Source organism: Pseudomonas sp. FP198 (assembly GCF_030687895.1).
In the GTDB taxonomy this organism is placed as follows: Bacteria; Pseudomonadota; Gammaproteobacteria; order Pseudomonadales; family Pseudomonadaceae; genus Aquipseudomonas.
The window spans coordinates 1,534,979-1,548,594 of sequence record NZ_CP117452.1; the positions used below are offsets into that span (position 1 = coordinate 1,534,979).

Consider the following 13,616-nt stretch of genomic DNA (forward strand, 5'->3'; position numbering starts at 1 on the left):
TTCCGGTGCCCAGCCATTGCCGGTCTGCGAAGGCGCGCGATTTTATCAGGCTTGTGGACCAGCGGCCATCCTCGCGCCGACGGGCAGGGACATATCCGCCAAAAAAAACCGTTATTTCTTGTATTGGTACTGGGCGACGCGTCTGTATAAGGTGTAGCGGTAAGCGGCTATGGTTATGACAGTAGAAAACTCGCGCCGGGTGGTGAATGTTTTCCCCGGTGCCGTGGTCACAGCCATGCTCAATCTTCTCCACACGGCCGGTGCCAGCCGTTATGTCCGGGAATCTTCCATGCGTCTTTTCAAATTCTTGTCCATGGGCTGCCTGTCGCTGATCAGCCTGGCGAGCCATGCCGAAACCCTCAATAACCTTTATCAGGTGCGTGAGCCGGTCAGCAGCCAGGTGCCGGATGAGCGTAACCAGGCAACGTTGCGAGCGTTGGACACCCTGGTGCTACGCCTGACCGGCGACGCCAAGGCCGCGCAGAATCCCGGCCTGGCGGCGATCCGCAAGGATCCGCAGCAGATCATTCTGCAATATGGCTACGACGCCGGTCCTCCGGAAAGCCTGCAGGTGGACTTCGATCCCGCCAGCACCGACCGCGCGTTGCGTTCGGCGGGCCTGCCTCTCTGGGGCGCGAATCGACCATCGATTCTAGGCTGGTGGCTGAATGACTCGGCAGAAGGCTCCAGCCTGGTCGGCGATGGCCAGGCCAGCGCCACGCCTCTGCGCCGCGCGGCCCAGCACCGGGGCTTGCCGCTGCACCTGCCGTTGGCGGATTTGAGCGAGCAGATTGTCGCCACCGCGCCGACGTTGCAGGGCAACGATCCGGCGCCGTTGCGTGAGGCGTCGGACCGGTATGGCTCGGATGCCTTGCTGGCGGTCCATGCCAAGGAGGAGGGTGGCCAGTGGCAGGCTACCTGGCGCCTGTGGCTGGGCGACCAGCGCGAACAGGGCAGCGCCCAGGGAGCCGATCCCACGGCATTGGCCGATGCCGTGATGTTGGCGGTGAGCCAGCGCCTGGCGCCGCGTTTCGTGGCCAAGCCGGGCGTGGCGACCGAGCAGTTGCTGGAAGTCCAAGGCATGAATCTGGAACGTTATGCGGCGCTCGGGCGCCTGCTCGAACCGTTCGCTGGCCAGGTGCAGCGGGTCGAGGGCGACATGATCGTCTACAAGGTCAACGGCAGCGCCGAGCAATTGAAGGCACAACTGGCCCTGGCCAAACTGCAGGAATTGCCGCCGGGTGAAGCCGTCGCGCAAGCGCCTGCGGCGCAGCCGGCCGCCGACGGAACGGTTCCGGTCGCGACACCGACACCGTCGCCGGCGGCTAACTTGCGATTCCGCTGGTAGTTTTCTTTCTTTTATAGGGGCAGGAGTGGTTCATGGGTGATACGCGGCGTTGGTTCTGGTTGGGTGGGGTCGCCCTGCTGATTGCATTTATCTACTTGCTTCACCCGATCCTCACGCCGTTCCTGGTTGCGCTGTTACTGGCCTATCTGTTCGATCCGGTGGTCGATCGCCTGGAAAAACTCGGGCTGTCCCGGACCTGGGGCGTGGTGGCGGTGTTTGCGTTGTTTACCTTGATCGTCAGCGCTCTGCTGCTGGTGCTGATACCCATGCTGGCCAAGCAACTGGTGCGCCTGTACGAGCTGGCACCGCAGATGCTCGATTGGCTGCAGCACACCGCGGTGCCGTGGGTGCAATCGAAGCTGGGCCTGTCGGACGGTTTCTGGAAGTTCGACAAGGTCAAGGCCGCCATCAGTGAACACATGGGGCAGACCACCGATATCGTCGGCGTGGTATTGAGCCAGGCCACGGCTTCGAGCCTGGCGCTGATCGGCTGGCTGGCGAACCTGGTGCTGATTCCCGTGGTGGCCTTTTATCTGCTGCGCGATTGGGACCTGATGATGGCGAAGATCCGCAGCCTGCTCCCGCGTCATCGCGAAGAACGCATCATGACGCTGACTGGCGAATGCCACGAAGTGCTGGGGGCGTTTGTCAGGGGGCAGTTGCTGGTCATGGTCGCGTTGGGTTTCATCTACGCGGCGGGGCTGATGCTGGTAGGGTTGGAGCTGGGCCTGTTGATCGGCCTGATCGCCGGGTTGGCGGCCATCGTGCCCTACATGGGGTTTGTCATCGGGATTGGCGCCGCGTTGATCGCCGGACTGTTCCAGTTTGGCGGCGACCTGTATCCCATGGTCGGCATCGTCGCGGTGTTCATGGTCGGGCAGGCGCTGGAGGGCATGGTGCTGACGCCGTTGCTGGTGGGGGATCGTATCGGCTTGCACCCGGTGGCGGTGATCTTCGCGATCCTGGCGGGTGGCGAGTTGTTCGGCTTCACCGGGATCCTGCTGGCGCTGCCGGTGGCGGCGGTGATCATGGTGCTGGTGCGGCATATGCACGATCTGTACAAGGATTCCGACATATATAGCGGCGCAGAGGACCCCGACCTCTAGGGAAAATCGCAGGCGCGGCGTCAGGGAAACTGACGCTCCGTGCCCTTGCTGCTGCAAACCTTTGATTTTGCTCGTGGTCCGGCGCATTGTGCGGTCCGCGCCACGGGTATAAACTTTGCAAACTTTACACAGAGGCCACTAATGGTTCCCTTGGAGCCGTTCAGTCAGCATGAAACCGATTCAGCTGCCCCTTGGTGTGCGTCTGCGTGATGACGCCACCTTCATCAATTACTACCCAGGCGCCAATGCCGCTGCACTCGGCTATGTCGAGCGGCTTTGCGAAGCCGACGCCGGCTGGACCGAGAGCCTGATCTATCTGTGGGGCAAGGACGGGGTAGGGCGCACGCATCTGTTACAGGCGGCGTGCTTGCGCTTCGAGCAGTTGGGTGAGCCTGCCGTGTACCTGCCACTGGCCGAGCTGCTGGATCGCGGCGTGGAAATCCTCGACAACCTGGAGCAGTACGAACTGGTCTGCCTGGATGATCTCCAGGCAGTGGCCGGCAAGGCCGATTGGGAAGAGGCGTTGTTCCATCTGTTCAACCGGTTGCGCGACAGTGGTCGGCGCCTGTTGATTGCCGCATCGACCTCGCCACGGGAGTTGCCGGTGAAGCTGGCGGACTTGAAATCCCGCCTGACCCTGGCGCTGATCTTCCAGATGCGCCCGCTTTCCGACGAAGACAAACTTCGCGCGTTGCAATTGCGTGCATCTCGACGCGGCCTGCACCTGACCGACGAGGTCGGGCATTTCATCCTCACCCGTGGCACCCGCAGCATGAGCGCCTTGTTCGAATTGCTCGAACGCCTCGATCAGGCCTCGCTCCAGGCCCAGCGCAAGCTGACTATTCCTTTTTTGAAAGAAACTTTAGGCTGGTAGAACGGTCACGCCGTAGTGGCTCATAGCCTGTTTTGCTCGCGGCGAAACCCGCGGCCCTGCTGGGCTGCAGGCCACATGACGCTTGAAATGGGCTTAAGCGCTTAGATGTAAAGGTAAAACCGAGAAGTCACATTTGCATCGATTGAATTTGCAAATGAGGTTGATAGAAGGCATAGTCTCGCCATCTTTACTACCTCAGCCACGGTCGTGCCCATGCTAAATCGCTTCGCACCCCTCGTGCCTCTCGCACTCGTTACCCTGTTGTTCGGTTGCGCTGCCCACTCTCCAGTGACCCAGCAAGCGCCACAACCACAGGTGAAAAACACCGTTACCGCCCAGTCTTCCGCCGTTGCGTTCCAGGAAGAAATGGCCTCCGACAAAGAGCTGGCAGACTTCGCCGGCAGCAAGCCTTATCAGCTTCCAGTGCTGGCAGACAGCATCCTGGAGCGCGGCATGTCGTTGATCGGCACACGTTATCGTTTTGGCGGGACCTCCGAAGCCGGCTTCGACTGCAGCGGCTTCATCGGCTACCTGTTTCGCGAAGAAGCGGGCATGACCCTGCCGCGTTCCACGCGTGAAATGATCAACGTGAAGGCCCCGCTGGTCGCTCGCAACCAGCTCGAACCCGGTGACCTGCTGTTCTTCAGCACCAATGGTCGTCGCGGTCGCGTCAGCCACGCCGGTATCTACCTGGGCGACAACCAGTTCATCCACTCCAGCAGCCGCCGCAGCGGTGGGGTGCGAATCGACAGCCTGGGCGACAGCTACTGGAGCAAGACCTTCATCGAAGCCAAGCGTGCCCTCGCCATGGCACCGACGGTAGTGACGGCTCGCAAGTAAACGTACAGTTTGTAGGGCAAACTTAAAGTCTTACTTGAAGTTTGGCTCATAGCCGCTAGAATCCATGATCATTGATTGATGGCAATCCGCCTGCGTATTACGCGGGCGGATCTGTTTCCATCTCCACGGCAGAAAAAGCCGCATCCAGATCAGGATTGTTGTGCCTATGTCGACCTCCGCCCGTCTCGCTCTCATGGTTCTTGCCGCACTGCTCAGCGCTTGCGCCAGTCGCACCCCACCGCCCGCGCCAGTGCGGGCTCCGGTGGTGTTCGCACCTTCCCAGACTTTTTCTCCCGCCGCCGAAGACGTGCTGTTCCGGGCTTTGGGCCTGGTGGGCACGCCTTATCGCTGGGGCGGCAACACGCCGGATTCAGGTTTCGATTGCAGTGGCTTGATCGGCTATGTGTACCGTGACGCGGCTGGTATCTCGCTGCCACGCTCCACGCGCGAAATGATCAGCATGCGCGCGCCGGAAGTCGGCAAGGATGCGTTGCAGAGTGGCGACCTGGTGTTCTTCGCCACCAATGGCGGCTCCCAGGTCAGCCATGCCGGAATCTATGTCGGCGAGGGGCGTTTCGTCCACGCGCCAGCCACGGGCGGGACGGTCAAGCTCGACAGTCTGTCCAAGGCCTATTGGCAGAAAGCCTACCTGGGCGCCAAGCGCGTGCTGCAGCCGGAGCACCTGGCGCGTAATCCCTGATTCCTGCTGCATAGGCTCTTGTGGCGAGGGAGCTTGCTCCCGCTCGGTTGCGGAGCGACCGCTAGAAAAGCCGGGGGCTGCTGCGCAACCCATCGGGAGCAAGCTCCCTCGCCACGGGTTCAGCTTTAGTTTTTTGACATCCGCCAGATTTTGTTCCCGACATCATCCGCCACCAACAACCCACCCTGCTTGTCGATCACCACGCCCACCGGCCGGCCCTGGGCTTTTTCGTCTGCATTGAGGAAGCCGGTCAACACATCCACCGGTTGTCCGACCGGTTTGCCGCCGCTGAACGGAACAAAAATCACTTTGTAGCCACTGTGGGGCTTGCGGTTCCAGGAGCCGTGTTGCCCGATGAAAGCCCCTTCGGTAAACGGCGCGGGCAGCTTGCTGCCTTCGGCGAAGCTCAGGCCCAGGGAGGCGGTATGCGGGCCCACCGCATAGTCGGGGGCGATGGCCTTGGCCACCAGCGCGGGGTTTTGCGGCTCGACCCGGACGTCGATGTTCTGCCCGTAATAACTGTAGGGCCAGCCATAGAAGCCGCCATCCTTCACCGACGTGATGTAGTCCGGCACCAGGTCGCTGCCGATCTCGTCCCGTTCGTTGACCGCCGTCCACAACGCGCCGCTGCGTGGCTCCCACGCCAGGCCATTGGGATTGCGCAGGCCTGCGGCGAAGATGCGGTGGGTGCCTGTGGCCCGGTCGACTTCCCAGATTGCCGCCCCGGCCTTCTTCCGCCTCCATGCCGTTCTCGCCAACCGTTGCTGTTCGAACCGGTGGTCACGTACAGCTTGCTGCCGTCCCGGCTGGCGATGACGTTTTTGGTCCAGTGGTGGTTCAAAGTGCCACCCGGCAAGTCGACCACCTTGGTTGGCTGTGCCTTGATCTGTGTGTCGCCTTCCTTGTACGGAAAGCGGATCAACCGGTCGGTGTCGGCCACGTACAGGTCATTGCCGACGAGGGTCATGCCGAACGGCGAATTGAGGTTCTCCAGGAAAATCGTCCGGGTCTCGGCGATGCCATCGTGATTGGCGTCTCGCAGCAGGGTGATGCGGTTGGGGCTGGGCACGCCGGCACCGGCCCGGCCCATAACTTTTTTCATGACCCAGCCACGAATGCCCTGGGTATCGTCGGGCTTGGGCGGGGCGTTGGTTTCGGCGACCAGCACATCACCATTGGGCAGTACGTAAAGCCAGCGCGGATGATCCAGCCCTTCGGCAAACGCGACTACCTGCAGGCCTTGGGCCGGGGTTGGCTTGGCGCCGTCCGGCCAGCCGACCGCTTCGGCGATATTCACCGTGGGAATCAGGGTCTTTGTTCGGCTCGGGCAGTTTCGGCGACGGGCCGGTGCCGTCGGAAACCTGCAATGTGGAAGACTCGCCACACGCGACAAGCCCCGTAGCCAGGGCAATGATTAACAGATGAGGTGGCTTGAGCATGCGGGCTTCCCTATGAGTGCATGTGGTTACTCATAGAGGAGCGTAGACGTGGGATGGTTCAACGGTGGGTAACAACAGTCAGGCAAGCAGATTCCTTTATGGGAGCGAGCCTGCTCGCGAAAGCGCTATATCCGGCAACATCGATGGTTGACTGTTGCACCGTCTTCGCGAGCAGGCTCGCTCCCACATGTTTTCCCACAGGTCGATGAATCAGCCGTGCGCCTGCTTCAGCAGCACCGCAATACCCGGATGGTACTGGCCCGCCTCGTTGCGCAATTTGCGATAGGCGTAGGGGAAGTACCAGGCCACGGCGCAGGTGTTCTCCTTCTGCAGGTCGTCGATCATGTCCTGCAATTCTTCCGGCGTGGCGCTTTGCTGGGCTTTTTGCGGGGCGACGAACAGGCAGCCCAGTTTCAGGTCGCTGGCGTAGCTGATGCGCTTGGCGTCGCTGGCGGCTTCGAGCAAGGGTTGGGTCAGGTTCAGGTTGTTGACCTTCGGCCAGCGCTGGGTGGCCTGGATAAAGGCGCGCTCATCGGCGCTGGCAATGAACAGGTCGGCGCTGACGTTGCGTTCGCCTTCTTCGTTCTGCTTGCGCGTCGCTGCGTTCTGCAGCGTGACCATCTCAGCCATCCAGGCAGCGGCAGACAGCAGCCCGAGGTTGGCTTTTTCATCATGCCAGTAGGGGGTGTCGTTGTCGCCGCGCACGGCGTTGTAGCGATCGATACAGTCGAACCAGCGTTCCAGCACCGGGCGCAGAAACTCCAGCTTCGGATTGCTGATGATCATGCCTTGCATGCGTTTGCCCTCTTGTTCTTGTGCTATCGGGTCGTAGTGTCTATTTGATATCACTTGCCGCAACTTCGCACAAGATCGCTGTCAGTTTATTGATCAGGGCCAGTCAACGAGCGGATACAGGTGGCGGCTTTAATTGACGCTCCATCCCCAACCCTCTAACCTTCGCGGCTTGTTTCAGGTGCTCTGTGGCGCGGTCGCGGCCGACAGGGTGAAACAGGGAAGCCGGTGAGCGAATGCGAACCCGGCGCTGCCCCCGCAACGGTAAATGAGTCAACGCTGTGCCTAGGCCACTGTGTCGCATGACATGGGAAGGCGCGCAGCCAGGCATTACGCCGCTCATGAGCCCGGAGACCGGCCTGATTCATCCAACGGCATCACGGTGGGCGATGCCAGGCTCGCTGCCGTCCTTTTTTGTGCCCGCCCGCCGTTATCCAGTCCCAACGGAGAGCTCCCCTCATGACCGATACGCCCGATCGCGACGAACGCCACCTGGCGCGCATGCTGCGCAAGAAAGCCGTGATTGACGAGCGCATCGCCAATTCGCCCAACGAGTGTGGCCTGCTGCTGGTGCTGACCGGCAACGGCAAGGGCAAGAGCAGTTCGGCGTTCGGCATGCTCGCCCGTGCCATGGGCCACGGCATGCAGTGCGGCGTGGTGCAGTTCATCAAAGGGCGCAACAGCACCGGCGAGGAGCTGTTTTTCCGCCGTTTCCCGGAGCAGGTGCGCTTTCACGTCATGGGCGAAGGCTTTACCTGGGAGACCCAGGATCGCCAGCGCGACATCGCCGCCGCCGAAGCCGCCTGGGCGGTATCGCGGCAACTGCTCGGCGATCCATCCATCGGCCTGGTGGTGCTCGATGAGCTCAATATCGCTCTCAAGCACGGTTATCTCGATCTCGATCAGGTGTTGAGCGATCTGCAGGCCCGCCCGCCCATGCAACATGTGGTCGTCACCGGCCGTGGCGCCAAGCCGGAGATGATCGAACTGGCCGATACCGTGACCGAAATGGGCATGATCAAACATGCCTTCCAGGCCGGTATCAAGGCGCAGAAAGGCGTCGAACTGTGAGCGAAACCTCGATGACCAGCCGCCACTGTCCGGCGGTGCTGATTGCCGCGCCGGCTTCCGGCCAGGGCAAGACCACCGTCACCGCGGCGCTGGCACGCTTGCATCGCAACCAGGGGCGCAAGGTGCGTGTGTTCAAATGCGGGCCTGATTTTCTTGATCCGATGATCCTTGAGCGCGCCAGCGGCGCGCCGGTCTATCAACTGGACATGTGGATGGTCGGCGAGCAGGAAAGTCGCCGACTGTTATGGGAAGCCGCCGCCGAAGCGGACCTGATCCTGATCGAAGGCGTGATGGGGCTGTTCGACGGCACCCCGTCCAGCGCCGACCTGGCGCGCCACTTCGGCGTGCCGGTGCTGGCCGTGATCGACGGCACCGCCATGGCCCAGACATTCGGCGCCCTGGCCCTGGGCCTGGCCCGTTATCAGCCGGACTTGCCGTTCGCTGGCGTCCTGGCCAACCGGGTCGGCACCCTGCGCCACGCGCAATTGCTCGAAGGCAGCCTGACCGAAGGCCTGCGCTGGTACGGCGCGCTCTCGCGGGAAACCGGCATCGAGTTGCCGAGCCGCCATCTCGGACTGGTCCAGGCCAGCGAACTGAATGACCTGGACGTTCGCCTCGACGCAGCGGCCGAAGCATTGGCCGGCAGTTGTGAAGTGGCGCTGCCGCCCCAGGTCGAGTTCGCCGCCCCCGAACTGACAACCGTTGAGCCGTGGCTCGACGGTGTGCGCATCGCCGTCGCCCGTGACGAAGCGTTTGCCTTCACCTATGGCGCCAGCCTCGACCTGCTGCGGGCCATGGGCGCGCAACTGGCCTTCTTTTCCCCAATTCATGACACCGAACTGCCCGAGGCGGACAGCCTGTATTTGCCTGGCGGTTACCCGGAGCTGCATCACGTTGCACTGGCCCGGAACGTGCCGATGCTGACGGCGATCCGTGCCCACCATGCAGCCGGCAAACCGCTGCTCGCCGAATGCGGTGGCATGCTCTACCTGCTCGACTCACTGACTGATGTCGAGGGCACTCGCGCTGAGCTGCTTGGCCTGTTGAGCGGTGAAGCGCAGATGCAAAAGCGCCTTGCGGCCCTCGCGTTGCAGTCAGTCGAGCTGCCGGAAGGCACCCTGCGCGGGCATACCTATCATCACTCCTTGACCAGCACTGAACTTGAGCCGATTGCCCGTGGGCATAGCCCAAACGGCGGGCGAGGGGCTGAGGCGGTTTTCCGCTTGGGGCGGATGACGGCTTCCTATGTGCACTTTTACTTTCCGTCCAATCCCGAGGCGATTGCCGCGTTGTTTGCGCCCGACCCTGGGGCCGCCTTCGCGAGCAGGCTCGCTCCCACAGGGGACCGCGATTCAAATGTGGGAGCGAGCTTGCTCGCGATGAGGCCATGACTGACAACGCCTTTACCCAGGCCGAACGCGAAGCCGTCTACCGCGCCATCGCCGAACGCCGCGACATGCGCCATTTCACCGGCGGTACGGTCGAACCGGCGTTGCTGCGCCGTTTGCTGGAAGCCGCGCACCAGGCGCCCAGCGTCGGGCTGATGCAACCGTGGCGCTTCATCCGCATCAGCGACCGCGCCTTGCGTGGGCAGGTCCAGCGACTGGTGGAAGAGGAACGCATCCGTACCGCCGAAGCCCTGGGCGAGCGCAGCGATGAATTCATGCAGCTCAAGGTCGAAGGCATCAACGACTGCGCCGAGGTACTGGTGGCGGCATTGATGGACGACCGCGAGCGGCACATATTCGGTCGCCGGACCTTGCCGGAAATGGACCTGGCCTCGCTGTCCTGCGCCATCCAGAATCTGTGGCTGGCGGCCCGCGTCGAAGGGCTGGGGATGGGTTGGGTGTCGCTGTTCGAACCCCAGGCCCTGGCTGACCTGCTGGGCCTGCCCGCCGGGGCCAAGCCGTTGGCGGTCCTGTGCCTGGGGCCGGTCGAAGGCTTCTACCCGGCGCCGATGCTGGCCCTGGAAGGCTGGGCGCAACCGCGTCCGCTCACCGAACTGCTGTATGAAAACCGCTGGGGAGTGCGCCCATGAGCGTAGCGTTGCTCAGTGCCGCCGCGGTGGCGCTGGATGCGCTGCTGGGGGAGCCCCGGCGTTGGCATCCGCTGGTGGCCTTCGGTGGCTTTGCCGATCGCATCGAACAACGTTTCAACTCTGGCGGGCGTGGCTGGCGCAGCCACGGGGTAACGGCGTGGGTGATCGCCGTGGTGCCGCTGACCTTGCTCGCCACCGCCCTGTCCTGGGCACCGATGATTGGCTGGATGGTGGAGATTCTGGCGCTGTATTGCGCCCTCGGCCTGCGCAGTCTCGGCGAGCATGTCGAGCCGGTGGCCCGGGCGTTGCGCAGCGGTGACCTGGACGAGGCGCGTCGACGCGTCGGTTACCTGGTCAGCCGCGAAACCGCCGAGCTGGACGAAACCGCTGTCGCCCGCGCCGCCACCGAGTCGGTCCTGGAAAACGGCAGCGACGCGGTCTTCGCCGCGTTGTTCTGGTTCGCCGTGGCCGGTGCGCCCGGCGTGGTGTTGTATCGATTGAGCAATACCCTCGACGCCATGTGGGGCTATCGCAACGAGCGCTTCGAGCGTTTCGGCTGGGCGGCGGCGAAGATCGACGACCTGCTCAACTACATTCCCGCGCGCCTGGTGGCGTTGACCTACGCCGTGCTCGGCAAGACCCGCCTGGCACTCAAATGCTGGCGCAGCCAGGGCCCGACCTGGGACAGCCCGAATGCCGGGCCGGTGATGGCCGCCGGTGCCGGCGCGCTGGGCGTGGAGCTGGGTGGCGCGGCGGTGTATCACGGCGAACTGCATCAACGCCCGCCATTGGGCGAGGGCGTGCCGGCCAGTGCCGATTCGATTGACCGAGGCTGGCAATTGGTGCAACGCGGCGTATGGTTATGGCTGCTGATTCTCTGCCTCGGAGCCGAGTTTTATGCTTGAGCATGGTGGACGACTGCGCAACGCCGCCCGGCAATACGGGATTGCCGAGGCCGACTGGCTCGACCTGTCCAGTGGCCTCGCGCCCTGGCCGTTCGAGATCCCGGCGATTCCATTGCGCGCCTGGGCGCGCCTGCCGGAGACCGACGATGGTCTGGAACAGGCCGCTTGCGACTATTACGAAGCGACGCATGTGCTGCCGGTGGCCGGTTCGCAAATGGCCATCCAGCTGCTGCCGCGCCTGCGCCGAGCGGGCAAGGTCGGGGTCTTGTCGCCCTGTTACGCCGAACACGCCGAAGCGTGGCGCCGCAGCGGCTACATCGTGCGCGAAGTACTGGAAGCGGAAGTGGATTTCTTCCTCGACAGCCTCGACGTGCTGGTGGTGGTCAACCCGAACAATCCCACGGGCCTGAGCCTGAAGCCCGAACGCCTGCTGGATTGGCATGCGCGGCTGGCCCAGCGGGGTGGCTGGCTGGTGGTGGACGAAGCGTTCATGGATATCACGCCGCACCTGAGCCTCGCCGCCTATGCCCATCAGGTCGGGTTGATCGTGCTGCGCTCGTTCGGCAAGTTTTTTGGCCTGGCCGGGGTTCGCCTCGGTTTCGTCCTGGCCGAGCGACGCTTGCTCAAGCTGCTCGCCGAACAGGTCGGGCCGTGGGCCGTCAGCGGGCCGACGCGGGTGTTGGGCCAGGCGTGCCTGTTGGATACCGAGGCACATGTTCGCCAGCGCCAGCGTTGCGAGGAAACGAGTCAGCGCCTGGCGCTGCTGCTCGAACACCACGGCTTCAAGCCCCACGGTGGCTGCGGATTGTTCCAGTGGCTGGTTACCGAGCACGCCCGGGCCCTTTATGAATTCATGGCCCAGCGCGGCATTCTCCTGCGGCTGTTCATCAACACCAGCAGCCTGCGCTTCGGGCTGCCGGCCAATGACGCGGAATTCCTGCGTCTCGAACAGGCTTTCGAGGCCTACGCCAAGGACATTCAATGACCACCTTGATGGTGCAGGGCACCACCTCCGATGCCGGTAAAAGCACCCTGGTCACGGCGCTGTGTCGCTGGGTCAGGCGCCAGGGTGTGAGCGTGGTGCCGTTCAAGCCGCAGAACATGGCGCTCAATAGCGCGGTGACCGCCGATGGCGGCGAAATCGGCCGGGCCCAGGCGGTCCAGGCCCAGGCCTGTGGGCTGCAACCGCATACCGACATGAACCCGGTGCTGCTCAAGCCCAACAGCGACACCGGTGCCCAAGTCATCATCCATGGCCGCGCCGTGACCAGCATGAACGCGGTGGCGTATCACGATTACAAAGCCATCGCGATGCAAGCGGTGCTGGCTTCCCATCAGCGATTGCGCGCGGCGTATCCGCTGGTAATGGTGGAGGGCGCGGGGTCGCCGGCGGAAATCAACCTGCGTGCCGGCGACATCGCCAACATGGGGTTTGCCGAGGCCGTCGATTGCCCGGTGCTGCTGATCGCCGACATCAATCGCGGCGGCGTATTCGCCCATCTGGTCGGCACCCTTGAGTTGCTTTCGCCCAGCGAACAGGCGCGGGTCAAAGGTTTCATTATCAACCGTTTTCGTGGCGACCTGGCGTTGCTGCAACCCGGCCTGGATTGGCTCGAAGCACGCACCGGCAAACCGGTGATTGGCGTATTGCCCTATGTGATGGACTTGCACCTGGAAGCCGAGGACGGTCTCGATCAGCGTCAGGCTGACAAGGCCGAACAGGTACTCAAGGTGGTGGTGCCGGTGCTGCCGCGCATCAGCAACCATACCGATTTCGATCCGCTGCGCCTGCACCCGCAGGTCGACCTGCAATTCATCGGCCCCGGCCAGACCATCCCGCCGGCCGACCTGATCATCCTGCCCGGTTCGAAAAGCGTGCGCAGCGACCTGGCCTACCTGCGCGCCAACGGCTGGGAGACGGCGATCAATCGGCACCTGCGCTACGGCGGCAAGTTGCTGGGCATCTGCGGTGGTTTGCAGATGCTTGGCCGTCAGGTCCACGATCCGCTCGGGCTGGAAGGCGCGGCCGGTTCGAGTGCCGGGCTGGGCCTGCTGGACTTCGAGACAACACTGGAGCGTGAGAAGCAGTTGCGCAACGTGCGCGGGCGGTTGACTTTGGAGGATGCCGAGGTCAGCGGCTATGAGATCCATGCGGGCGTGACCATTGGACCGGCCCTGGAAAACCCTGCGGTGACGCTGGACGACGGTCGCTGCGACGGTGCGCGGAGCCTCGACGGGCAGATTTTCGGCACCTATTTGCATGGGCTGTTTGAAACGCCAGCGGCGAGCAGCGCGTTGCTGCGCTGGGCGGGTGTGCAGGATGTGCAAGCGGTGGATTACCACGGGTTGCGCGAGCGCGATATCGAGCGGTTGGCGGATCTGGTGGAGCGGCATCTGGATACCGGGGTGTTGCGTGAACTCTGTGGGATTTGAGGCGGCTGAAAGGGCCCCTTCGCGAGCAGGCTCGCTCCCACATGGGCCTTGCGGTGTACATAATCCCTGT

The 13,616-nt window shown here is 63.2% G+C and carries 12 protein-coding genes, 1 pseudogene and 1 riboswitch; of the genes and pseudogenes, 11 read left to right on the forward strand and 2 right to left on the reverse strand.

Annotated elements, in window-relative coordinates; all coding sequences use genetic code 11:
* Positions 1-289: 289 nt before the first annotated feature.
* From PSH78_RS07215 to PSH78_RS07235, 5 genes are all read left to right on the forward strand, one after another.
* Positions 290-1,348, forward strand: a complete 1,059-nt coding sequence (locus PSH78_RS07215) for a DUF2066 domain-containing protein (protein WP_305499427.1) — start codon at positions 290-292, stop codon at positions 1,346-1,348.
* A gap of 32 nt (positions 1,349-1,380) precedes the next feature.
* Positions 1,381-2,454, forward strand: coding sequence for an AI-2E family transporter (locus PSH78_RS07220; protein WP_305499429.1), 1,074 nt, complete (start codon positions 1,381-1,383; stop codon positions 2,452-2,454).
* A 169-nt stretch (positions 2,455-2,623) separates the two neighbouring features.
* Positions 2,624-3,328, forward strand: coding sequence for a DnaA regulatory inactivator Hda (hda, locus tag PSH78_RS07225; RefSeq protein ID WP_003178999.1), 705 nt, complete (start codon positions 2,624-2,626; stop codon positions 3,326-3,328).
* A 213-nt stretch (positions 3,329-3,541) separates the two neighbouring features.
* The gene (locus PSH78_RS07230; RefSeq protein WP_305499431.1) at positions 3,542-4,168 is read left to right on the forward strand and encodes a C40 family peptidase; all 627 of its coding nucleotides are present in this window, start codon (positions 3,542-3,544) and stop codon (positions 4,166-4,168) included.
* 166 nt (positions 4,169-4,334) lie between these two features.
* Entirely contained in the window at positions 4,335-4,868 is a 534-nt protein-coding gene (locus PSH78_RS07235) for a C40 family peptidase (protein ID WP_305499432.1), read from the forward strand.
* Positions 4,869-4,993: 125 nt separating this feature from the next.
* Here PSH78_RS07235 and PSH78_RS07240 read toward each other — a convergent pair.
* Together PSH78_RS07240 and PSH78_RS07245 are read right to left on the reverse strand one after the other, a co-directional pair.
* Positions 4,994-6,307, reverse strand: a pseudogene (locus PSH78_RS07240) (sorbosone dehydrogenase family protein).
* A 210-nt stretch (positions 6,308-6,517) separates the two neighbouring features.
* Positions 6,518-7,102 carry a hypothetical protein gene (locus PSH78_RS07245; protein ID WP_305499434.1) on the reverse strand — a complete coding sequence of 195 codons (585 nt, stop codon included), beginning with the start codon at positions 7,100-7,102 and terminating at the stop codon, positions 6,518-6,520.
* 159 nt (positions 7,103-7,261) lie between these two features.
* A riboswitch (cobalamin riboswitch) is annotated at positions 7,262-7,477 on the forward strand.
* Between the two features lie 81 nt (positions 7,478-7,558).
* Between PSH78_RS07245 and cobO the strand changes: the two genes are divergently transcribed.
* From cobO to PSH78_RS07275, 6 genes are read left to right on the forward strand one after another with little or no spacing between them, the layout of a single operon-like run.
* Positions 7,559-8,170, forward strand: coding sequence for a cob(I)yrinic acid a,c-diamide adenosyltransferase (gene cobO / locus PSH78_RS07250; protein WP_305499435.1), 612 nt, complete (start codon positions 7,559-7,561; stop codon positions 8,168-8,170).
* Positions 8,171-8,181: 11 nt separating this feature from the next.
* Positions 8,182-9,561, forward strand: coding sequence for a cobyrinate a,c-diamide synthase (locus PSH78_RS07255; RefSeq protein WP_305499437.1), 1,380 nt, complete (start codon positions 8,182-8,184; stop codon positions 9,559-9,561).
* A complete protein-coding gene (bluB, locus tag PSH78_RS07260; protein ID WP_305499439.1) occupies positions 9,558-10,208 on the forward strand; it encodes a 5,6-dimethylbenzimidazole synthase in 651 nt (216 codons plus the stop codon). Before PSH78_RS07255 ends, bluB begins: the two co-directional genes overlap by 4 nt.
* On the forward strand, positions 10,205-11,113 hold the full coding sequence (gene cbiB / locus PSH78_RS07265) for an adenosylcobinamide-phosphate synthase CbiB (RefSeq protein WP_305499440.1): 909 nt from the start codon (positions 10,205-10,207) through the stop codon (positions 11,111-11,113). The genes bluB and cbiB overlap by 4 nt, the downstream gene beginning before the upstream one ends.
* Entirely contained in the window at positions 11,106-12,098 is a 993-nt protein-coding gene (cobD, locus tag PSH78_RS07270) for a threonine-phosphate decarboxylase CobD (RefSeq protein WP_305499442.1), read from the forward strand. The genes cbiB and cobD overlap by 8 nt, the downstream gene beginning before the upstream one ends.
* On the forward strand, positions 12,095-13,546 hold the full coding sequence (locus PSH78_RS07275) for a cobyric acid synthase (RefSeq protein ID WP_305499443.1): 1,452 nt from the start codon (positions 12,095-12,097) through the stop codon (positions 13,544-13,546). Before cobD ends, PSH78_RS07275 begins: the two co-directional genes overlap by 4 nt.
* Positions 13,547-13,616 lie beyond the last annotated feature (70 nt).

Coding starts and splice junctions, on each gene's coding strand:
- PSH78_RS07215 (WP_305499427.1), top strand. CDS start 290: ATGCGTCTTTTCAAATTCTTGTCCATGGGCTGCCTGTCGCTGATCAGC.
- PSH78_RS07220 (WP_305499429.1), top strand. CDS start 1,381: ATGGGTGATACGCGGCGTTGGTTCTGGTTGGGTGGGGTCGCCCTGCTG.
- hda (WP_003178999.1), top strand. CDS start 2,624: ATGAAACCGATTCAGCTGCCCCTTGGTGTGCGTCTGCGTGATGACGCC.
- PSH78_RS07230 (WP_305499431.1), top strand. CDS start 3,542: ATGCTAAATCGCTTCGCACCCCTCGTGCCTCTCGCACTCGTTACCCTG.
- PSH78_RS07235 (WP_305499432.1), top strand. CDS start 4,335: ATGTCGACCTCCGCCCGTCTCGCTCTCATGGTTCTTGCCGCACTGCTC.
- PSH78_RS07245 (WP_305499434.1), bottom strand. CDS start 7,102: ATGCAAGGCATGATCATCAGCAATCCGAAGCTGGAGTTTCTGCGCCCG.
- cobO (WP_305499435.1), top strand. CDS start 7,559: ATGACCGATACGCCCGATCGCGACGAACGCCACCTGGCGCGCATGCTG.
- PSH78_RS07255 (WP_305499437.1), top strand. CDS start 8,182: ATGACCAGCCGCCACTGTCCGGCGGTGCTGATTGCCGCGCCGGCTTCC.
- bluB (WP_305499439.1), top strand. CDS start 9,558: ATGACTGACAACGCCTTTACCCAGGCCGAACGCGAAGCCGTCTACCGC.
- cbiB (WP_305499440.1), top strand. CDS start 10,205: ATGAGCGTAGCGTTGCTCAGTGCCGCCGCGGTGGCGCTGGATGCGCTG.
- cobD (WP_305499442.1), top strand. CDS start 11,106: ATGCTTGAGCATGGTGGACGACTGCGCAACGCCGCCCGGCAATACGGG.
- PSH78_RS07275 (WP_305499443.1), top strand. CDS start 12,095: ATGACCACCTTGATGGTGCAGGGCACCACCTCCGATGCCGGTAAAAGC.